Annotated in this window: 19 protein-coding genes; 7 read left to right on the top strand and 12 right to left on the bottom strand. The window is 63.5% G+C overall.

From position 1 onward, the window contains the following. Window positions 1–174: 174 nt before the first annotated feature. Genes QN085_RS25555 through glyQ form a run of 4 tightly spaced genes read right to left on the bottom strand, consistent with a single transcriptional unit; the run spans window position 175 to window position 4,533 of the window. Window positions 175–960 carry a lysophospholipid acyltransferase family protein gene (locus QN085_RS25555; RefSeq protein WP_025337179.1) on the bottom strand — a complete coding sequence of 262 codons (786 nt, stop codon included), beginning with the start codon at window positions 958–960 and terminating at the stop codon, window positions 175–177. 46 nt (window positions 961–1,006) lie between these two features. Next, the gene (gene gmhB, locus QN085_RS25550) at window positions 1,007–1,534 is read right to left on the bottom strand and encodes a D-glycero-beta-D-manno-heptose 1,7-bisphosphate 7-phosphatase (RefSeq protein WP_013970259.1); all 528 of its coding nucleotides are present in this window, start codon (window positions 1,532–1,534) and stop codon (window positions 1,007–1,009) included. A gap of 3 nt (window positions 1,535–1,537) precedes the next feature. After that, window positions 1,538–3,589, bottom strand: coding sequence for a glycine--tRNA ligase subunit beta (glyS, locus tag QN085_RS25545; protein ID WP_013970260.1), 2,052 nt, complete (start codon window positions 3,587–3,589; stop codon window positions 1,538–1,540). Continuing rightward, window positions 3,586–4,533, bottom strand: coding sequence for a glycine--tRNA ligase subunit alpha (gene glyQ, locus QN085_RS25540; RefSeq protein ID WP_013970261.1), 948 nt, complete (start codon window positions 4,531–4,533; stop codon window positions 3,586–3,588). Before glyQ ends, glyS begins: the two co-directional genes overlap by 4 nt. A gap of 83 nt (window positions 4,534–4,616) precedes the next feature. On the opposite strand from glyQ, the gene QN085_RS25535 reads away from it, so the two are divergent. Beyond that, window positions 4,617–5,168, top strand: coding sequence for a DNA-3-methyladenine glycosylase I (locus tag QN085_RS25535; RefSeq protein WP_003260004.1), 552 nt, complete (start codon window positions 4,617–4,619; stop codon window positions 5,166–5,168). A 41-nt stretch (window positions 5,169–5,209) separates the two neighbouring features. Continuing rightward, window positions 5,210–6,097 (top strand): lysophospholipid acyltransferase, encoded by an 888-nt coding sequence (locus QN085_RS25530; RefSeq protein ID WP_003260003.1) that lies wholly within the window; start codon window positions 5,210–5,212, stop codon window positions 6,095–6,097. A gap of 97 nt (window positions 6,098–6,194) precedes the next feature. Here QN085_RS25530 and QN085_RS25525 read toward each other — a convergent pair whose 3' ends face one another. Genes QN085_RS25525 through def form a run of 5 tightly spaced genes read right to left on the bottom strand, consistent with a single transcriptional unit; the run spans window position 6,195 to window position 10,724 of the window. Then, window positions 6,195–6,509, bottom strand: a complete 315-nt coding sequence (locus tag QN085_RS25525) for a tetratricopeptide repeat protein (RefSeq protein WP_013970263.1) — start codon at window positions 6,507–6,509, stop codon at window positions 6,195–6,197. Between the two features lie 11 nt (window positions 6,510–6,520). Then, on the bottom strand, window positions 6,521–7,894 hold the full coding sequence (trkA, locus tag QN085_RS25520) for a Trk system potassium transporter TrkA (protein WP_013970264.1): 1,374 nt from the start codon (window positions 7,892–7,894) through the stop codon (window positions 6,521–6,523). A gap of 23 nt (window positions 7,895–7,917) precedes the next feature. Continuing rightward, window positions 7,918–9,228 (bottom strand): 16S rRNA (cytosine(967)-C(5))-methyltransferase RsmB, encoded by a 1,311-nt coding sequence (rsmB, locus tag QN085_RS25515; RefSeq protein ID WP_024087943.1) that lies wholly within the window; start codon window positions 9,226–9,228, stop codon window positions 7,918–7,920. Further along, the gene (fmt, locus tag QN085_RS25510; RefSeq protein ID WP_023660947.1) at window positions 9,225–10,157 is read right to left on the bottom strand and encodes a methionyl-tRNA formyltransferase; all 933 of its coding nucleotides are present in this window, start codon (window positions 10,155–10,157) and stop codon (window positions 9,225–9,227) included. Before fmt ends, rsmB begins: the two co-directional genes overlap by 4 nt. Before the next feature lie 60 nt (window positions 10,158–10,217). Beyond that, window positions 10,218–10,724, bottom strand: a complete 507-nt coding sequence (gene def, locus QN085_RS25505) for a peptide deformylase (RefSeq protein WP_003260000.1) — start codon at window positions 10,722–10,724, stop codon at window positions 10,218–10,220. Window positions 10,725–10,931: 207 nt separating this feature from the next. On the opposite strand from def, the gene dprA reads away from it, so the two are divergent. The 3 genes from dprA (at window position 10,932) to QN085_RS25490 (ending at window position 13,406) form a co-directional block, all read left to right on the top strand. Next, window positions 10,932–12,029: a DNA-processing protein DprA gene (gene dprA / locus QN085_RS25500; protein ID WP_038408472.1), complete on the top strand. Its 1,098-nt coding sequence runs from the start codon at window positions 10,932–10,934 to the stop codon at window positions 12,027–12,029. Between the two features lie 42 nt (window positions 12,030–12,071). Continuing rightward, window positions 12,072–12,629, top strand: coding sequence for an L-threonylcarbamoyladenylate synthase type 1 TsaC (tsaC, locus tag QN085_RS25495; protein ID WP_023660948.1), 558 nt, complete (start codon window positions 12,072–12,074; stop codon window positions 12,627–12,629). Between the two features lie 468 nt (window positions 12,630–13,097). Then, on the top strand, window positions 13,098–13,406 hold the full coding sequence (locus tag QN085_RS25490; protein WP_031324379.1) for a hypothetical protein: 309 nt from the start codon (window positions 13,098–13,100) through the stop codon (window positions 13,404–13,406). Between the two features lie 159 nt (window positions 13,407–13,565). Here the strand turns inward: QN085_RS25490 and QN085_RS25485 are convergent, their stop codons facing one another. Beyond that, window positions 13,566–14,543 carry an NADPH:quinone reductase gene (locus QN085_RS25485; RefSeq protein WP_013970270.1) on the bottom strand — a complete coding sequence of 326 codons (978 nt, stop codon included), beginning with the start codon at window positions 14,541–14,543 and terminating at the stop codon, window positions 13,566–13,568. A gap of 134 nt (window positions 14,544–14,677) precedes the next feature. Between QN085_RS25485 and hemF the strand changes: the two genes are divergently transcribed. After that, the gene (gene hemF, locus QN085_RS25480; RefSeq protein ID WP_013970271.1) at window positions 14,678–15,589 is read left to right on the top strand and encodes an oxygen-dependent coproporphyrinogen oxidase; all 912 of its coding nucleotides are present in this window, start codon (window positions 14,678–14,680) and stop codon (window positions 15,587–15,589) included. A gap of 25 nt (window positions 15,590–15,614) precedes the next feature. Next, window positions 15,615–16,439: a shikimate dehydrogenase gene (gene aroE / locus QN085_RS25475; protein ID WP_013970272.1), complete on the top strand. Its 825-nt coding sequence runs from the start codon at window positions 15,615–15,617 to the stop codon at window positions 16,437–16,439. Between the two features lie 139 nt (window positions 16,440–16,578). Here the strand turns inward: aroE and QN085_RS25470 are convergent, their stop codons facing one another. Both QN085_RS25470 and choX read right to left on the bottom strand, forming a co-directional pair. Further along, on the bottom strand, window positions 16,579–18,144 hold the full coding sequence (locus tag QN085_RS25470; RefSeq protein ID WP_023662759.1) for a SulP family inorganic anion transporter: 1,566 nt from the start codon (window positions 18,142–18,144) through the stop codon (window positions 16,579–16,581). Between the two features lie 87 nt (window positions 18,145–18,231). After that, complete coding sequence (gene choX / locus QN085_RS25465) at window positions 18,232–19,161, bottom strand: choline ABC transporter substrate-binding protein (RefSeq protein ID WP_013970274.1); 930 nt, start codon at window positions 19,159–19,161, stop codon at window positions 18,232–18,234. Window positions 19,162–19,173 lie beyond the last annotated feature (12 nt).

Here is a 19,173-nt window from a genome sequence, read left to right as displayed (position 1 = left end):
CCGCATGAGGCAATAAAAAAACCGGCTGTAAAAGCCGGTTTTCTTATGCCCCAAAAAAACTTATGCACGATTTTCAGAAAAATGTCATACACAGAAATAAACAGCTAATTCAAATACTTAGCGATCACTTCAGTCTTTTAATCCAAAAACAGTTCACAAGTTATCCACAGATGGTCAGGCCATCTGTTCCTGGGGTTTTTCTTCTGCTGGCGGCAGCGAACCCATGGCCCGCTGGGTCGCTTCGTTCCACGCCGCGGCGCGGTCGTTGAGCTCGGCGATGGCCCGTGGCCCGGTGCCGTTGGCGTACATCGGCTCGCCAATCACCACCTCGATTGTGCCCGCGCGCTTGCCCCAACCGGTCTTGGGCCAGAACTTGCCGGCGTTATGGGCAATCGGCAGCACCGGCAGCCCGGCATTCACTGCCAGCGCGGTACCGCCACGGGAGAACTTGCCCATGGTGCCGAATGGCACGCGGGTGCCTTCCGGGAAGATCAGTACCCAGGTCTTCTGCTTGAGCAGCTCGTCACCCTTGCTGGCTACCTGGCGCAGGGCTTCCTTGGGGTTATCGCGGTTGATCGCGATCGGCCGCAGCATGGCCATGGCCCAACCGAAGAACGGCACGTACAGCAACTCGCGCTTGAGCACCTGGCTCAGCGGCGAGAAATACTGGGAAAGGAAGAAGGTTTCCCAGGTGCTCTGGTGGTTGGACAGGATCACGCAAGGCTCATCAGGCACGTTCTCGGCGCCAGTGATCTTGTAGTCGATACCCAGGATGGTGCGCACAAGGAACAACGCGCAACGGCACCAGTACACGTTGATGAACTTGTAGCGCTTGGGGAACGACAGGAACGGCGCGACGAAGAAGCTCAGCGAGCACCACAGCAGCGAACTGGTGCCCAGCAGCAGGTAAAAAAGAAAGATTCTGATCGCCTGCAGGATCGACATAGTGGCTTGTACCATTGCGGGGCATGCCCGCCTGAGAAAAATGCGCCCGAAGGCGCACTGTTTAAATTAGTTCTCTGGCGATAGCTGCCAGATCGTCGAAAATCAGTGTAGTTTCCGGGACGCCTTTTTCCAGGGTCCGCTCGCCCTTGCCGGTTTTCACCAACACGGGTTGTGCACCGACGGCCAGGGCGGCCTCCAGGTCACCTTTGCTGTCGCCAACGAACCAGACGCCTTCCAGGCCGACCTGGTAATGCTCGGCGATCGCCCGCAGCATGCCAGGCTTGGGCTTGCGGCAATCGCAGCCTTCGTCTGGCCCGTGCGGGCAATACACGATGTGGCCCACTTCGCCACCCTGCTCGGCCACCAGCGCGCGCAGGCGCGCGTGCATGGCCTCGAGGGTAGTCAGCGCATAGTAGCCACGGGCAATGCCGGACTGGTTGGTGGCCACGGCCACCGTCCAGCCCGCCTTGCTCAACTGCGCGATCGCTTCGACCGAGCCAGGGATCGGCACCCACTCGTCCAGCGTCTTGATGTAGGCGTCGGAGTCGTAGTTGATTACTCCGTCACGGTCGAGAATCAGCAGTTTCAAGGCTTACCCCAGCAGCGAAATGTCGGCCACGCCCAGGAACAGGCCGCGCAGGCGGCTGAGCAGGGCATAACGGTTGGCGCGTACCTTGGCATCCTCGGCGTTGACCATCACCGCCTCGAAGAAGGCGTCGACCGGGTCACGCAGGGCCGCCAGGCGGGCCAGCGATTCGCTGTACTGGCGTGCAGCAGCCATCGGTTGCACGGCCTGGTCGGCCTGCTGGATGGCCGAGTACAGGGAGAACTCGTTGGCGTTGTCGAAGTACTTCGGCTCGACGTGATCGGCGATGGCGCCTTCGGCCTTGCTCAGCAGGTTCGACACGCGCTTGTTCACCGCGGCCAGGGCCTCGGCTTCCGGCAGCTTGCGGAAGGCTTGTACAGCCTGCACGCGCTGGTCGAAGTCCAAGGCAGAACCTGGCTGCAGGGCACGGACCGACAGGTAGGTGGCCACGTCGATGCCTTCGTCTTCGTAACGCGCACGCAGGCGGTCGAAGATGAACTCCAGCACCTGTTCGGCCAAGCCGGCGGCCTTGACCTTGGCGCCGAACTGCTTGACCGCGAACTCGACCGCACCGGTCAGGTCCAGGTCCAGCTGCTTCTCGATCAGGATACGCAGCACGCCCAAGGCGGCACGGCGCAGGGCGTACGGGTCCTTGCTGCCGGTAGGCAGCATGCCGATGCCGAAGATGCCGACCAGGGTGTCGAGCTTGTCGGCGATGGCCACCGCAGCACCGGTGAGGGTCTGCGGCAGCTCGGCGCCAGCACCGCGCGGCATGTACTGCTCGTTCAGGGCCAGGGCCACGTCTTCCGGCTCACCGTCGTTGAGCGCGTAGTAGTAACCGGCAACACCCTGCATTTCAGGGAATTCGCCGACCATCTCGGTGGCCAGGTCGCACTTCGACAGCAGGCCGGCGCGGCCGGCGCGCTGGGCGTCGCCGCCGATCAGCGGGGCGATGAAGGCGGCCAGCTTGGAGACGCGCTCGGCCTTGTCGTACACGGTACCCAGCTGAGCCTGGAACACCACGTTCTTCAGGCGCTCGTTGAAGGTTTCCAGCGGCTGCTTCTTGTCCTGCTTGAAGAAGAACTCGGCGTCGGTCAGGCGTGGGCGCACGACCTTCTCGTTACCTTGCACGATCTGCTTCGGGTCGCGGCTCTCGACGTTGGCCACGGTGATGAAGCGCGGCAGCAGCTTGCCTTCGCTGTCCAGCAGGCAGAAGTACTTCTGGTTGTCCTGCATGGTGGTGATCAGGGCTTCCTGCGGGACTTCGAGGAAACGCTCCTCGAACGAGCACACCAGCGGCACTGGCCACTCGACCAGGGCGGTCACTTCGTCCAGCAGCGCCGGCGGCACGATGGCGCTGCCTTCCTGCTGCATGGCCAGCTCGGCGGTACGCTTGCTGATCAGCTCGCGGCGCTCGGCGAAGTCGGCCAGCACGTAGGCTTTGCGCAGGTCTTCGACGTAGTTGGCCGGGGTGGTAATCACCACGTTTTCCGGGTGGTGGAAGCGGTGGCCACGGGATTCACGGCCTGCCTTCTGCGACAGGATGGTGCAGTCGACCACCTGGTCGCCCAGCAGCATCACCAGCCATTGGGTCGGGCGCACGAACTCTTCACGGCTTGCCGCCCAGCGCATGCGCTTGGGGATCGGCAGGTCGTTGAGCGAATCTTCGACGATGGTCGGCAGCAGGCCGGTGGTGGCCTTGCCCGGGATGTGCTGGGAGAAGCGCAGCTTGGGGCCGCTCTGGTCGATTTCCGACAGCTCCACACCGCATTTCTTGGCAAAGCCCAAGGCAGCCTGGGTCGGCTCGCCGTCTTTGAAAGCAGCCTGCAGGGGCGGGCCGTCGATATTGATGCTGCGGTCAGGCTGTTGCACGTCCAGCTGGCGGATCAGCACGGCCAAGCGGCGCGGCGCGGCGTAAACCTGCTTGCCGGTATAGTTCAAGCCAGCGGCCTGCAGGCCCTTCTCGATACCCGCCAGGAAGGCTTCGCCAAGGCTGGCGAGGGCCTTCGGTGGCAGCTCCTCGGTGCCCAGTTCTACCAGGAAATCTTGAGCACTCATTGTGCAGCCTCCAGCTTAGCCAACACTTCGTCACGCAGTTCAGGGGTGGCCATCGGGAAGCCCAGGCGTGCGCGGGCTTGCAGATAGCTTTGCGCCACGTCCCGGGCCAGGGTACGTACACGCAGGATGTAGCGCTGGCGCTCGGTTACCGAGATGGCGCGGCGGGCGTCCAGCAGGTTGAAGGTGTGCGAGGCCTTCAGGACCATTTCATAGGTCGGCAGCGGCAGCTCAAGCTTGATCAGGCGGTTGGCTTCGCTTTCGTAGAAGTCGAACAGCTCGAACAGCTTGTCGACGTTGGCGTGCTCGAAGTTGTAGGTCGACTGCTCCACCTCGTTTTGGTGGAACACGTCGCCGTAGGTGACCTTGCCGAACGGGCCGTCGGCCCACACCAGGTCGTACACCGAGTCGACGCCCTGGATGTACATGGCCAGGCGCTCCAGGCCGTAGGTGATTTCACCCGTGACTGGGTAGCACTCGATGCCGCCTACCTGCTGGAAGTAGGTGAACTGGGTGACTTCCATGCCGTTGAGCCAGATTTCCCAGCCCAGGCCCCAGGCGCCGAGGGTCGGCGATTCCCAGTTGTCTTCGACGAAGCGAATGTCGTGGACCAGCGGGTCCAGGCCGATGGCTTTCAGCGAGCCGAGGTACAGCTCCTGGAAGTTGGCTGGGTTGGGCTTCAGTACCACCTGGAACTGGTAGTAGTGCTGCAGGCGGTTGGGGTTTTCGCCATACCGCCCGTCGGCAGGGCGACGGCTAGGCTGCACATAGGCGGCGTTCCAGGTTTCTGGACCCACGGCGCGCAGGAATGTAGCGGTGTGGAAAGTGCCGGCGCCTACTTCCATATCGTAGGGCTGAAGCACCACACAACCTTGCTCGGCCCAGTAGTTCTGCAGGGCGAGGATCAGGTCTTGGAAGGTACGCACGGCTGGCGTAGGCTGGCTCACGAAATTCACCTGTATCTGGGGATGCGGATGTAAAGAGCGGGAGTATAACCTGATTCGCCTCGCCCTCTACTCATTGGAGCCTTATGCCACGCTGCTTTTGGTGTACCGACGATCCGTTGTACCAGGCCTACCACGACCAGGAATGGGGAACGCCCCAGCGTGACCCGGCGTTGCTGTTCGAGATGCTTTTGCTCGAAGGGTTCCAGGCAGGGCTTTCGTGGATCACCGTATTGCGTAAACGCGAGCGTTATCGCGAGGTGATGCACGGCTTCGATCCGGTGAAACTCGCCGTCATGAGCGACGAACGCATCGAGGAGCTGATGCAGGATGCCGGCATCATCCGCAACCGCCTCAAGCTCAAGGCTGCCAGGCGTAATGCCCAGGCCTGGCTGGCTGTGGACAACCCCGCCGACTGGCTCTGGTCATTCGTCGGTGGTGCGCCGAAGATCAACCACTTCACTGGCCGCAGCGAGGTGCCAGCGGTTACCGATGAAGCCAAGGCGATGAGCAAAGCCCTGCAGAAAGCCGGCTTCACGTTCGTTGGCCCGACCATCTGCTATGCCTTCATGCAGGCCACCGGCATGGTCATGGACCACACCACCGATTGCGATCGCTACGCCGCCTTGTTGCGCTGAGGGGTTACAATGCGCGCCTTGCTGAAATAAGGAATTCGCCTGTGGAAAAGTTCAAGGGCGCCCTGATGGTCGGGGTGCTGCGCCTGTTTGCCAAGCTGCCCTGGGGCGCTGTGCAGCGCGTCGGCGCCGGTATCGGCTGGCTGATGTGGAAGATCCCCAACGGCTCGCGCAATGTCGTGCGCATCAACCTCGCCAAGTGCTTCCCGGAGATGGACCCGGCCGAGCGCGAGCAGCTGGTGGGCCGCGCGTTGAAGGATATCGGTAAATCCTTCGTCGAAAGTGCCTGTGCCTGGATCTGGCCGCCGCAGCGCTCGCTGGAGCTGGTCAAGGAAGTGCACGGCCTGGAAGTGCTGGAGCAGGCCCTGGCCTCGGGCAAGGGCGTGGTCGGCATCACCAGCCACCTGGGTAACTGGGAAGTGCTGAACCACTTCTACTGCAACCAGTGCAAACCGATCATCTTCTATCGCCCGCCGAAGCTGAAGGCGGTGGATGACCTGCTGCGCGAGCAGCGGGTGCAGATGGGCAACCGCGTGGCACCTTCGACCAAGGAAGGCATCCTCAGCGTGATCAAGGAAGTGCGCCGTGGTGGCCAGGTGGGTATTCCTGCCGACCCGGAGCCGGCGGAGTCGGCCGGGGTGTTCGTGCCGTTCCTGGGTACCCAGGCGCTGACCAGCAAGTTCGTGCCGAACATGCTGGCCGGGGGCAAGGCGGTTGGGGTGTTCCTGCATGCCCTGCGGTTGCCTGACGGCTCGGGCTTCAAGGTGTTCCTGGAGGCGGCGCCGGAAGAGATGTACAGCACCGACGTGACCGTGTCGGCGGCGGCGATGAGCAAGGTGGTCGAGCGCTATGTGCGCGAGTACCCGAGCCAGTACATGTGGAGCATGAAGCGCTTCAAGAAGCGCCCGGCTGGCGAGCCACGCTGGTACTGAGATTTTCACTGTCCCCTGTGGGAGCGGGTTTACCCGCGAATGCGTCGGTGAATCCCACATCGCATTCGCGGGTGAACCCGCTCCCACAGGGACTGCGTTAACCTGATGTCTTGTTGAGTTTCTTCAGAAACACGGTCATCTCTTTCTCGGCCTGCTTGTCCCCATGGGCCTGCGCGGCCACGATCCCCTCCTCCCAGGCCTTGCGCGCCGCCGCCAGGTCACCCTGCAGATGATGCGCCTTGCCCAGCAGTTTCCACGCTGCCGAGTACTTCGGGTCCTGTTCCACGCACCGTGCCAGATGCACCGCCGCTTCAGCACCATTGCCTTCGTCCAGCCAGGCCTTGCCCAGGCCGAACCTCAACAACGGGTTATCCACACCCTTGGCCAGCATCTTCTCCAGCGATTCGCGCATGCCCTGTGCTCCTAGAAGAAACTCAAGCCGACGTGGAACAGCTTCTCCACATCCCGGATATGCTTTTTATCCACAACGAACAGGATCACATGGTCGCCCGATTCGATCATGGTGTCGTCGTGGGCAATCATCACCTCTTCGTCACGAATGATCGCGCCGATGGTGGTGCCCGGTGGCAGCGCGATGTCTTCGATCGCCTTGCCGACCACCTTGCTCGACTTCGAATCCCCGTGCGCCACCGCTTCGATAGCCTCGGCCGCGCCGCGGCGCAGCGAGTGTACGCTGACGATGTCGCCCCGGCGCACGTGCGCCAGCAGGGTGCCGATGGTGGCCAACTGTGGGCTGATGGCAATGTCGATGTCGCCACCCTGCACCAGGTCGACATAGGCCGGGTTGTTGATGATGGTCATCACCTTGCGGGCGCCCAGGCGCTTGGCCAGCAGCGACGACATGATGTTGGCCTCGTCGTCGTTGGTCAGGGCCAGGAAGATGTCGGCGTCGGCGATGTTCTCCTCCAGCATCAGGTCCTTGTCCGAGGCGCTGCCCTGCAGCACCACGGTGCTTTCCAGGGTGTCGGAGAGGTGTCGGCAACGGGCCGGGCTCATCTCGATGATCTTCACCTGGTAGCGGCTTTCGATGGCCTCGGCCAGGCGTTCGCCGATTTGCCCGCCACCGGCGATGACCACACGCTTGTTGGTTTCGTCGATACGGCGCAGCTCACCCATCACCGCGCGTATGTCCTTCTTCGCGGCGATGAAGAACACTTCGTCGTCTGCTTCGATCACCGTGTCGCCCCGCGGGGTGATCGGGCGGTCGCGGCGGAAGATGGCCGCCACGCGGGTGTCGACGTTGGGCATGTGCGCGCGGATCTGGCGCAGTTGCTGGCCTACCAGCGGGCCACCGTAGTACGCCTTAACTGCCACCAGCTGGGCCTTGCCTTCTGCGAAGTCGATCACCTGCAGCGAGCCAGGGTGCTCGATCAGGCGCTTGATGTAGTTGGTCACCACCTGCTCGGGGCTGATCAGTACGTCGACCGGGATATGGTCGTTGTCGAACAGCTCTTCGCGGGTCAGGTAGGCCGACTCGCGCACCCGGGCAATTTTGGTCGGGGTGTGGAAAAGCGAATAGGCTACCTGGCAGGCGACCATGTTGGTTTCGTCGCTGTTGGTTACCGCCACCAGCATGTCGGCGTCGTCGGCACCGGCCTGGCGCAGCACCGTAGGCAGCGAGCCGCGGCCTTGCACGGTGCGGATGTCCAGGCGGTCGCCCAGGTCGCGCAGGCGGTCGCCGTCAGTGTCGACCACGGTGATGTCGTTGGCTTCGCTGGCCAGGTGCTCCGCCAGCGTACCGCCTACCTGTCCTGCGCCGAGGATGATGATCTTCATCCGCTACTCCCTACCTTTTGTTTTTATCCGCGCGAGGCGGCGATCTTGATCAGCTTGGCATAGTAGAAACCGTCGTGGCCGCCTTCCTGGGCCAACAACTGGCGGCCGTGGGGCTGGCGCAGGCCGGCTTCGGTGGCCAGGTCCAGCTCACGGGCGCCCGGGGTGCGGGCAAGGAAGGCATCGATCACTTCGGTGTTCTCGGTCGGCAGGCTGGAGCAGGTGGCGTATAGCAGCATGCCGCCCACTTCCAGGGTCGGCCACAGGGCATCGAGCAGCTCACCTTGCAGCGTGGCCAGGGCCGGGATGTCGTCGGCCTGACGGGTCAGCTTGATGTCAGGGTGGCGGCGGATCACGCCGGTGGCCGAACAGGGGGCATCGAGCAGAATGCGCTGGAACGGCTTGCCGTCCCACCAGCTGGCGGTGTCGCGGGCATCGCAGGCGATCAGCTCGGCGTCCAGTTGCAGGCGGTCGAGGTTCTCGCGCACGCGGGTCAGGCGCTTGGCTTCGAGGTCGATGGCCACCACGTGGGCCAGGCCGGTTTCGGCTTCCAGCAGGTGGCAGGTCTTGCCACCCGGTGCACAGCAGGCGTCGAGCACGCGCTGGCCGGGGGCCAGTTCCAGCAGGTCGGCGGACAGCTGCGCGGCTTCGTCCTGCACGCTCACCCAGCCTTCGGCAAAGCCTGGCAGGCCGCGCACGTCGCAGGCTTCGGCCAACACGATACCGTCACGGCTGTACTGGCAGGCGCTGGCGCCAACGCCTGCCTCGGTCAGCAGTGCCAGGTAGGCATCGCGGCTGTGGTGGCGACGGTTGACCCGCAGGATCATCGGCGGGTGGGCGTTGTTGGCGGCGCAGATGGCCTCCCACTGCTCCGGCCAGAAGGCCTTGAGCGACTTCTGCAGCCAGCGCGGGTGGGCAGTGCGTACCACCGGGTCGCGCTCCATGCCGGCCAGCAATTCTTCGCCTTCGCGTTGGGCGCGGCGCAGCACGGCATTGAGCAGGCCCTTGGCCCACGGCTTCTTCAGCTTGTCGGCACAGCCAACGGTCTCGCCAATGGCCGCGTGGGCCGGGATACGGCTGTAGAACAGCTGGTACAGGCCGACCAGCAGCAACGCCTGCACATCGGCATCGGCGGCCTTGAACGGCTTCTGCAGCAGCTGCGCCGCCAGCAGGTCGAGGCGTGGTTGCCAGCGCGCGGTACCGAACGCCAGGTCCTGGGTCAGGCCGCGGTCGCGCTCATCGACCTTGTCCAGTTGCGCTGGCAGCGAACTGTTCAGCGAGGCCTTGCCACTGAGTACAGCGGCAAGGGCACGGGCGGCGGCGAGGCGTGGGTTCATTGGCCCAGCACCTTGCCGCTGGCGAATTTCTCACGACGGCTGTTGAACAGGTCGCTGAAGTTCAGTGCCTTGCCGCCGGGCAGTTGCAGGCGGGTCAGGCTCAGTGCCTGGTCACCGCAGGCGACAACCAGGCCGTCCTTGCTGGCGGAGAGGATCTCACCCGGGGTGCCTGTCGCTGTGGACAAGTTGGCGGCCAGCACTTTCACGCTTTCGCCATCGAGGGTGCTGTGGCAAACCGGCCACGGGTTGAAGGCACGGATCAGGCGTTCCAGCTCGACGGCCGGCCGGCTCCAGTCAATACGCGCTTCGTCCTTGTTCAGCTTGTGCGCGTAGGTGGCCAGGGCATCGTCCTGCACTTCACCGTGCAGCGAACCATCGGCCAGGCCGGCGATGGCTTGTACGACTGCGGGCGGGCCCATCTCGGCCAAGCGGTCGTGCAGGCTGCCGCCGGTGTCTTCGGCGCTGATCGGGGTGACCACCTTGAGCAGCATCGGGCCGGTGTCCAGGCCCGCTTCCATACGCATCACGGTCACACCGCTCTCGGCGTCGCCGGCTTCCACGGCGCGCTGGATCGGTGCGGCACCGCGCCAGCGTGGCAGCAGGGAGGCATGGCTGTTGATGCAGCCCAGGCGCGGGATATCCAGCACCACCTGCGGCAGGATCAGGCCGTAGGCGACCACTACCATCAGGTCCGGCTTCAGCGCCGCAAGTTCGGCCTGGGCTTCGGCGTTGCGCAGGGTCGGCGGTTGGAACACCGGGATGTCATGGGCCACAGCCAGTTGCTTGACCGGGCTCGGCATCAGCTTCTGGCCACGGCCAGCGGGGCGGTCGGGCTGGGTGTAGACGGCCACGATCTCGTACGGGCTGTCGAGCAGGGCCTTGAGGTGTTCGGCGGCAAACTCTGGAGTGCCTGCAAAGACGATGCGCATGGAGTTCTCGCTTCAAAAAAGAAAAAGGCTTGCCGGAGCAAGCCTTCTGGAAGGTGGGGATCAGGCTTGCTGGCGGTGCTGCTTTTCCAGCTTTTTCTTGATCCGGTCGCGCTTGAGCTGCGACAGGTAGTCGACGAACAGCTTGCCGTTGAGGTGATCGAATTCATGCTGCACGCACACCGCCAGCAGGCCTTCGCACTCGAGCTCGTAAGGCTTGCCGTCGCGGTCCTGGGCCTTGACCCGCACACGCAGCGGGCGGTCGACGTTCTCGTAGAAGCCAGGTACCGACAGGCAGCCTTCCTGGTACTGGCCCATGTCGTGGGTCAGCTCTTCGACCGTGGGGTTGATGAAGACGCGCGGCTCGCTGCGGTCTTCACTGAGGTCCATGACCACGACCTGCTGGTGCACGTTGACCTGGGTAGCGGCCAGGCCGATGCCAGGGGCTTCGTACATGGTTTCAAACATGTCGTCGATCAGCTGACGCAGGGCGTCGTCGAACACCGTCACCGGCTTGGCGATGGTGCGCAGGCGCGGGTCCGGGAATTCGAGAATGTTCAAGATGGCCATAAGGTCAGGCAGTCACTGTGCGTTCGGTTGAAAACTGAGCACACATAATAAAGGGAAACGGGGATTTCAGCACCTGTGAAAGCTCGTCTAGGGTTTTCAAGGCCAGCTTATTGCCCATTCGATGGACAGGTTGTCAAAGCGTTATCAACAAAGTTATCCACAGTTTGTGCCACGTCGATGGCCCCGATTCGATCAAGGATGATCCCCATGCAGACCTACCATTCGTCGCCTCTTCCGCCTGCCGAACTGGAGGCCCGATTACGCCTGCACCGGCTGCCGGAGACGGGATTGCGTCGCTTTAACACCTTGCTTGAGGCTTTTGGCAGTGCCTCTTCGGCGCTATGTGCACCCGCCGGCGCCTGGCGCGCATTGGGCATACCCCAGGCCACCATCGATGCCCGGCGCAGTGCCGAAGTTCGTGAGGGTGCACTGGCCGCAATGGCCTGGCTAGAGCGCCCGGCCCAGCATTTGCTGATGTGGGACGGCCCTGGCTACCCGCCACTATTGGCGGAAATCGACGATGCCCCTCCACTGCTTTTCGTAGCTGGAGACCCAGCCCTGCTCGAGCGCCCACAACTGGCAATTGTGGGCAGCAGGCGTGCTTCACCCCCAGCACTCGACACTGCTGCGGCATTTTCCCGCTACCTGGCGCAGGCCGGTTTCACCATTACCAGCGGCTTGGCGGTGGGCATCGACGGTGCCGCTCATCGGGCCGCATTGCAGGCTGGTGGGGGCACGATTGGCGTGCTCGGTACGGGGTTGCAAAAACTTTATCCACAGCGCCACAGGTCGCTTGCACAAGCGATGATCGACAACGGTAGCGCGCTGGTTTCCGAGTACCCGTTGGATGCCGGGCCGCTACCTGGCAACTTCCCGCGGCGCAATCGCATCATCAGTGGCCTGTCGCTGGGCGTGCTGGTGGTCGAGGCGAGCCTGGCCAGTGGTTCGCTGATCACCGCACGCCTGGCTGCCGAGCAAGGCCGCGAGGTGTATGCCATACCGGGCTCCATTCACCACCCCGGGGCCAAAGGCTGCCACCAGTTGATCCGTGACGGCGCGCTGTTGGTGGAGAGCGTGGAGCAGATACTGGAAAGCCTGCAGGGCTGGCAGAACCTGCCGCCTGCGGTTGTGGATAAATTCGACCATCCTCTGCTCGCCCTGCTGCATGCTGCGCCACAAACCAGCGAAAGCCTGGCCCACTGCAGCGAGCTGCCGCTTGCCGACGTGCTGGCGCAGCTGACCGAACTGGAGCTGGAAGGCCGGGTCAGCAATGAAGCCGGGCGTTGGTTTGCCCGCGCGGGCTAAGTACACTGCTCACAAGCAAGGTATATAGGCGGAGTAACAGAAATGGTGAGCAGTTTTCGTGTGCAACAAGCCGCACGTGAGATCCGGGCGGGTGCAGTGATCGCCTACCCGACGGAAGCGGTCTGGGGCCTGGGCTGCGACCCGTGGAACGAGGACGCGGTGTATCGCCTGCTGGCGCTGAAGTCGCGGCCTGTGGATAAAGGCCTGATCCTGGTAGCCGACAACATCCGCCAGTTCGACTTCTTGTTCGAGGACTTCCCCGAAGACTGGATCGACCGCATGGGCAGCACCTGGCCGGGGCCGAACACCTGGTTGGTGCCGCACCAGGACCTGTTGCCCGAGTGGGTGACCGGTGAGCATGACACGGTGGCGCTGCGGGTCAGCGACCATCCGGTGGTGCGTGAGTTGTGTGCGTTGGTGGGGCCGTTGATTTCCACTTCGTGCAACCCGGGCGGGCGCCCGGCGGCGAAGACCCGGTTGCGGGTGGAGCAGTACTTCCATGGTCAGCTGGATCTGGTGCTGGGGGGGGCGTTGGGTGGAAGGAAGAACCCTAGTGTGATTCGCAACCTGGCCACTGGCGAAGTCGTTCGCCCGGGCTGATACATATCCACAGGCCTGGCCGGGACCTCCTGTGGGAGCGGGCGAGCCCGCGAAGAATCCAACGCGGTGCCTGGCACGGGCTTCGCCCGTGTTCGCGGGCATGCCCGCTCCCACAGGTCAGGGCCAAGCCCCCGCAGATTTTTCTGATTTTGTTTCGAATGCCTGTCCAGCTAGCGGCTTGGGAAATATCCTACGAGCCGCGTCCCCTGCCATCACCTTCTCAGTGGGAACCTCTGCCCACCTTCTCAGTGGGAACCTCTGCCCTTAGTCTTCAGCCGTCGCCGAATAACTTGGCGATCGGGTGTGGTAACCCGGGTTCTGGGTGATCTTGGCAGTCCATGGCGGCTGTTCGCAGGAGGCTTCGTGCCTGCTGGGTTTTAGATCTCCCACCCGGTTTACCACCCTGCGTACAGCTGCCACCTATTCGTGTGGTAACGACTGGGTGGTGCCATGAAGCGAGATCTAGTGATGAAGAAGATTGTCCCCGATCCACCCCTACCCTGCACATCCACCCGCCCCTTCGGCCGCTGCGATGCCGGCCACGAACCGCTGTTCACCGTAAACCCGAACATTTCCGCCGAGGACGCCTTGGTTCATGTAGCTCTGTATCTGCGAGGCGCCTACGAAACGGGCTCGAAAGCCCTCGAGTACCTGCGCGAAGAAGGCCGTGGCATGTATTGGTCGAGCCTGCATTCCATTGAATTGGCGGAGGGATTGGTGGAGGCGATTCTCGATGGTATCGAGTCGATACCAACCACCCGTCCTCCACAGGCATAGCGCCCTGTTCAAGGCCGACGCAGTACCTGTGGGAGCGGGTTCACCCGCGAACACCGGCGCAGCCGGTGCCATGCACTGCGGTGCTTGCTTCGCGGGCATGCCCGCTCCCACAGGGATGGCACTGCACTTAAGATCGGTGCAGTACCTGTGGGAGTGAACTCAAGGAAGCAGAATTGTGGAACCCACAGTCCGCCGAGCCGACAGCTCCGCCTGTGCCTTGGCCGCCTCGCTGAGCGGATACCGCTGTTGGATATCCACAACCAGCTTGCCACTGCCGATCATCGCAAACAGGTCATCGGCCATGGCCTGGGTATTCTCGGCATTGTTGGCATAGGTCGCCAACGTCGGGCGGGTCACATACAGCGACCCTTTCTGCGCCAGAATCCCCAGGTTCACCCCGCTCACCGCCCCCGAGGCATTGCCAAAGCTCACCATCAACCCGCGCGGCTGCAGGCAGTCCAGCGAGGTCAGCCAGGTGTCGGCACCCACACCGTCATACACCACCGGGCATTTCTTGCCGTCGGTCAGCTCCAGCACCCGCTTGGCTACGTCCTCACGGCTATAGTCGATGGTCGCCCACGCCCCAAGCGCCTTGGCCCGTTCGGCCTTCTCGGCAGAACTCACGGTACCGATCAGCTTGGCCCCCAGCGCCTTGGCCCACTGGCACGCCAACGAACCCACGCCGCCAGCTGCTGCGTGGAACAGGATCACATCACCCGCCTTCACCTCATAGGTCTGCTTCAGCAGGTACTGCACGGTCAAACCCTTGAGCATCACCGCCGCTGCCTGCTCGAAGCTGATGTTGTCGGGCAGCTTCACCAGATTGGCTTCCGGCAGCGTATGCACCTCGCTGTACGCGCCCAACGGGCCGCCGGCATGGGCCACGCGGTCACCCACTTTCAGCCGGGTCACGCCCTCGCCCACGGCCTCGACCACGCCAGCGGCTTCAGTGCCCAGCCCCGAAGGCAGGGATGGCGGCGCATACAGCCCGCTGCGGAAGTAGGTATCGATGAAGTTCAGGCCGATCGCATGGTTACGCACACGAACCTGCTGTGGCCCTGGCGGTGCAGGTTCGAATTCCACAAACTGCAGCACTTCCGGGCCGCCATGCTGGCTGAACTGGATACGCTTGGCCATCTCGCACTCCTGTCGTATGGGTCGGGAAAGACCTTCTATCGGACGCCTTTGCTTGATCGCCGTCAACTGCGGCGCGCGGGCTGGGGGTGGTATGCTACGCGGCGAATTCTTCCCTGCCCGTTCCTGGTGACCCGATGACTAGCCGCACCGAGGCCGTGAAAGCCTACCTGCTCGACCTGCAAGACCGCATCTGCTCTGCCCTCGAAGCTGAAGACGGCGGCGCCCGCTTCGTCGAGGACGCATGGGTGCGCGAAGCCGGTGGCGGGGGCCGCACGCGGGTGATCGGCGATGGCAAGGTGATCGAGAAAGGCGGGGTCAACTTCTCCCACGTGTTCGGCGCCGGTCTGCCGCCGTCGGCCAGCGCCCACCGCCCCGAGCTGGCGGGCCGTGGCTTCGAGGCCCTGGGCGTGTCGCTGGTGATCCACCCGCACAACCCGCATGTGCCCACTTCCCACGCCAACGTGCGCTTCTTCATCGCCGAAAAGGAAGGTGAAGAGGCTGTCTGGTGGTTCGGCGGCGGCTTCGACCTGACTCCGTACTACGGCAATGAAGAAGACTGCATTCACTGGCACCGTGTGGCCGAGCAGGCCTGCGCGCCGTTCGGTGCCGATGTGTACCCGCGCTACAAGGCCTGGTGCGACCGCTACTTCCACCTCAAGCACCGTGGCGAGCCACGCGGCATTGGTGGGTTGTTCTTCGATGACCTGAACGAGTGGGACTTCGACACCTGCTTCGCCTTCATCCGCGCCATTGGCGACGCCTACGTCAACGCCTACCTGCCGATCGTCCAGCGCCGCAAGGGCACGCCCTACACCCCGCAGCAGCGTGAGTTCCAGGAATACCGCCGTGGCCGCTACGTGGAGTTCAACCTGGTCTACGACCGTGGCACCCTGTTCGGCCTGCAGTCCGGTGGCCGCACCGAGTCCATCCTCATGTCGCTGCCGCCGCAGGTGCGCTGGGGCTACGACTGGAAGGCCGCGCCTGGCAGCGAAGAAGCACGCCTGACCGAGTACTTCCTGCAGGACCGCGACTGGCTCGGCCAGTAAGCCTGTGGATAATCAAGGAGCCGTCATGGACCAGTACGTCGTTTTTGGTAATCCCATCGGTCACAGCAAGTCGCCGCTGATCCATCGCCTGTTCGCCGAACAGACCGGCCAGGACCTGGAATACGCCACCCTGCTGGCGCCGCTGGACGAGTTCAGCGACTGCGCGCGCGGCTTCTTCAAGCAAGGCCGCGGCGGCAACGTCACCGTGCCGTTCAAGGAAGAGGCCTACCGCCTGTGCGACAGCCTGACCCCGCGTGCCCGGCGCGCTGGCGCAGTGAACACGCTGAGCAAGCTGGCCGATGGCAGCCTGCAGGGCGACAACACCGATGGCGCTGGCCTAGTGCGCGACCTGACGGTGAATGCCGGGGTCGAGCTGGCAGGCAAACGCATTCTGATCCTGGGTGCTGGTGGCGCGGTGCGTGGCGTGCTGGAGCCGATCCTGGCGCACAAGCCGCAGTCGCTGGTGATTGCCAACCGGACCGTGGAAAAGGCCGAGCAGCTGGCGCGTGAGTTCGATGAGCTGGGGCCGGTGGTAGCCAGCGGGTTTGCCTGGTTGCAGGAACCGGTGGATGTGATCATCAATGCCACCTCGGCGAGCCTGGCCGGTGAGTTGCCGCCGATCGCCGACAGCCTGGTCGAGGCGGGGCGCACGGTTTGCTACGACATGATGTATGGCAAGGAGCCTACGCCGTTTTGCCAGTGGGCCGAGAAGCTGGGGGCGGCCAAGGTGCTGGATGGGCTGGGGATGCTGGCTGAGCAAGCGGCTGAGGCGTTCTTTATCTGGCGTGGGGTGCGGCCGGATACGGCGCCAGTGTTGGCTGAGTTGCGCCGGCAGTTGGCTCGCGGCTGAGATTGTCGGGGACCGCTTTGCGGTCCCATCGCAGGCAAGCCAGCTCCTACAGGGACAGCGCCGGCCTCAGGCCTTCTGAAATCCCTGTGGGAGCTGGCTTGCCTGCGATGGGCTGCAAAGCAGCCCCCATATCTCAGCCTCACTCCTCAAACCGGATCGGGCACAACTCCACCCCTTCCAGCTTCTGCAACTCCTCGATCACCTGCGGCCTGGCCCGGTGCAGGGTCAGACTCCCCCCTGCCCGCCGCAACCGCCGCGCCTCGCGGTGCAACATATCCACACCCGAGTAATCGATGAAGTTCACCTGCCGCGCATCGATAACAACATGCGGCCCCTGGCAGCGCTGCAAGCGCACCTGCAGGTAATGCGCCGCGCCAAAGAAGATCGACCCGCCCACCCGCAGCACATCTGCCTCCCCTTCACGGCTCTGCTGCACCCGTGGCCGCGAGGTGCGCTTCAGATAGAAGAACAGCGACGCCAGTACTCCGGCATAGATCGCTGTCTGCAGCTCCAGCAACAAGGTCGCTGCCGCCGTCAGCGCCATTACCAGAAACTCCGAGCGGCTGACCCGGAACAGCGCACGAATCCCCCGGTGGTCCACCAACCCCCAGCAGATCAGCAGGATGCTGCCGGCCATGGCCGGAATCGGCAGGTGCGCGATCAGCCCGGCTCCGGCAACGGCGAACACGGCCACCCACAGCGCCGAGAATACCCCGGCCATGGGCGAGCGGGCACCGGCGTCGTAGCTCAGCCCGGAACGGGTGAAGGAGCCGGAAGACAGGTAACCGGAGAAAAATGCACCAACGATGTTCGACAGGCCCTGTGCGCGTATTTCCTGGTCTGCGTCGATCAACTGCTCCGAACGTGCCGACAATGAGCGGGCAATCGACAGGCTGGTGACCAGCCCGAGCATGCCCACTGCCACAGCGCTGGGCAGCAGGCGCAGGATCAGTTCCACATCCAGCAACGGCAGCGGGCTGAAGGGTGGTAGCTGGCCGGTGAATGCCGGCACACGCGGCACATGCCCAAAGAACCCGGGCAGCAGCCAGGCCAGCAGGCTTACCAAAATCAGGCTTATCAACAGGCTGGGCCAGCGCGGGCGCCAGAGCTTGAAGCCTACGCCGATCACCACTGTGGCTAGGCCCAGAATCAAGGAAGGCAGGTCGACCTCGCCGGCATGGCTGGCCAGGTCCTGCACGGTCTTCAGCGCCGTGGCCTGGCTTGGCAGGTCCATGCCCAGCAGGTTGGGCAACTGGCCCAGGGTAATGACGACAGCGGCGCCCAGGGTGAAGCCGAGCACCACGGAATGGGAGACGAAATTGACCAGTGCGCCGAAGCGCAAAAGCCCCAGCAGTAACTGAAAGATGCCGCCGAGGAACGTCAGCAGCAGCACCAGGGTGACATAGTCGGCGCTGCCAGCCACGGCCAGCGGGCTGATGCTGGCGTAGAGAACGATGGAGATGGCTGCGGTCGGGCCGCAGATCAGGTGCCAGGACGAGCCCCAGAGACAGGCGATCAGCACTGGCACGATGGCGGCGTACAGTCCGTATTCGGCGGGCAGGCCGGCGATCAGAGCGTAGGCGATGGATTGCGGCAGGGCGAGGATTGCACCGCTCAGGCCCACCAGCAGGTCCTGGCGCAGGCTGCGGCCCGATTGGCAGGGGAGCCATGAGAGGAAGGGCAGCAGGTGAGTGAGGCGATGCATGGGTTATCCACATTCCTTACTGTTTCGCCAATCCCTGTGGGAGCGGGCATGCCCGCTCCCACAGGGATAGAGGTTTTGCTTGTGAGGTTACAGTTTGGCTTTGACGGCCTCCAGCGCATTGCCATCGGCCTTGGTCGTCACCCCGGCCAACCACCCTTCCAGCAACTCGGGGTGCGCCTTCAACCAAGCCTTGGCCGCATCATCGAAGCTGATCTTCTTGTCCACAACTTCGGCCATGATGGTGTTTTCCATGTCCAGCGTGAACTTCAGGTTGCCCAGCAGCTTGGCCGCATTCGGGCAGGCTTGTGGATAACCCTTGCGGGTCAGGGTATACACCTCGCCCTTGCTGCCAAACCACTTCTCCCCGCCGCTCAGGTAATGCATCTTCAGCTTCACGTTCATCGGGTGCGGGGTCCAGCCGAGGAAGGTGATGAACTGCTGTTTCTTCACCGCCCGGTCGACCTGCGCCAGCATCGCCTGCTCGCTGGACTCCACCAGTTTCCACTGGCCGAGGTTGAATTCATTCTTGTCGATGATTTCCTTCAACGACAGGTTGGCCGGTGCCCCGGAACCAATCCCGTACAGCTTCTTGTCGAACTGGTCGGCGTGCTTCTGCAAGTCGGCGAAATCCTTCACTCCGGCATTCCACACATAGTCGGGCACTGCCAAGGTGAACTCGGTTCCTTCCAGATTGCGCGAAAGCTGCTGCACATCGCCATTGGCGATGAACTTGTCATGAAAGCCCTGCTGTGCCGGCATCCAGTTGCCGAGGAAGGCATCGACGCGGCCATCCTTGAGGCCGCCGTAGATGATCGGCACGGCCAGGCTGTCGATTTTCACCTGGTAACCCAGGCTTTCCAGAAGCAGGCGGGCCAAGGCGTTGGTCGTTGCGATGTCGCTCCAGCCGGGGTCGGCCATCTTCACGGTGGTGCATTGCGCGTCGCTGTCGGCGGCGTGGGCCGTGGCGGTACCCAGGCTCAGGGCCAGGGCGAACACGGCGGCGGAGAACTTGTGCATGGCGGCCTCTCT

The sequence above is a fragment of the Pseudomonas sp. M2(2023) genome (assembly GCF_030263955.1).
Lineage (GTDB): Bacteria > Pseudomonadota > Gammaproteobacteria > Pseudomonadales > Pseudomonadaceae > Aquipseudomonas > Aquipseudomonas asiatica.
Note: the sequence above shows the minus strand (reverse complement) of the source record. Positions and strands in the feature narration are given on the sequence as shown.

What these genes read in the sequence shown, in the direction of transcription:
- QN085_RS25555 (WP_025337179.1), bottom strand. Translation starts at nt 960, where the DNA reads ATGGTACAAGCCACTATGTCGATCCTGCAGGCGATCAGAATCTTTCTT.
- glyS (WP_013970260.1), bottom strand. Translation starts at nt 3,589, where the DNA reads ATGAGTGCTCAAGATTTCCTGGTAGAACTGGGCACCGAGGAGCTGCCA.
- QN085_RS25535 (WP_003260004.1), top strand. Translation starts at nt 4,617, where the DNA reads ATGCCACGCTGCTTTTGGTGTACCGACGATCCGTTGTACCAGGCCTAC.
- QN085_RS25525 (WP_013970263.1), bottom strand. Translation starts at nt 6,509, where the DNA reads ATGCGCGAATCGCTGGAGAAGATGCTGGCCAAGGGTGTGGATAACCCG.
- trkA (WP_013970264.1), bottom strand. Translation starts at nt 7,894, where the DNA reads ATGAAGATCATCATCCTCGGCGCAGGACAGGTAGGCGGTACGCTGGCG.
- rsmB (WP_024087943.1), bottom strand. Translation starts at nt 9,228, where the DNA reads ATGAACCCACGCCTCGCCGCCGCCCGTGCCCTTGCCGCTGTACTCAGT.
- fmt (WP_023660947.1), bottom strand. Translation starts at nt 10,157, where the DNA reads ATGCGCATCGTCTTTGCAGGCACTCCAGAGTTTGCCGCCGAACACCTC.
- def (WP_003260000.1), bottom strand. Translation starts at nt 10,724, where the DNA reads ATGGCCATCTTGAACATTCTCGAATTCCCGGACCCGCGCCTGCGCACC.
- dprA (WP_038408472.1), top strand. Translation starts at nt 10,932, where the DNA reads ATGCAGACCTACCATTCGTCGCCTCTTCCGCCTGCCGAACTGGAGGCC.
- tsaC (WP_023660948.1), top strand. Translation starts at nt 12,072, where the DNA reads ATGGTGAGCAGTTTTCGTGTGCAACAAGCCGCACGTGAGATCCGGGCG.
- QN085_RS25490 (WP_031324379.1), top strand. Translation starts at nt 13,098, where the DNA reads ATGAAGAAGATTGTCCCCGATCCACCCCTACCCTGCACATCCACCCGC.
- QN085_RS25485 (WP_013970270.1), bottom strand. Translation starts at nt 14,543, where the DNA reads ATGGCCAAGCGTATCCAGTTCAGCCAGCATGGCGGCCCGGAAGTGCTG.
- hemF (WP_013970271.1), top strand. Translation starts at nt 14,678, where the DNA reads ATGACTAGCCGCACCGAGGCCGTGAAAGCCTACCTGCTCGACCTGCAA.
- aroE (WP_013970272.1), top strand. Translation starts at nt 15,615, where the DNA reads ATGGACCAGTACGTCGTTTTTGGTAATCCCATCGGTCACAGCAAGTCG.
- QN085_RS25470 (WP_023662759.1), bottom strand. Translation starts at nt 18,144, where the DNA reads ATGCATCGCCTCACTCACCTGCTGCCCTTCCTCTCATGGCTCCCCTGC.
- choX (WP_013970274.1), bottom strand. Translation starts at nt 19,161, where the DNA reads ATGCACAAGTTCTCCGCCGCCGTGTTCGCCCTGGCCCTGAGCCTGGGT.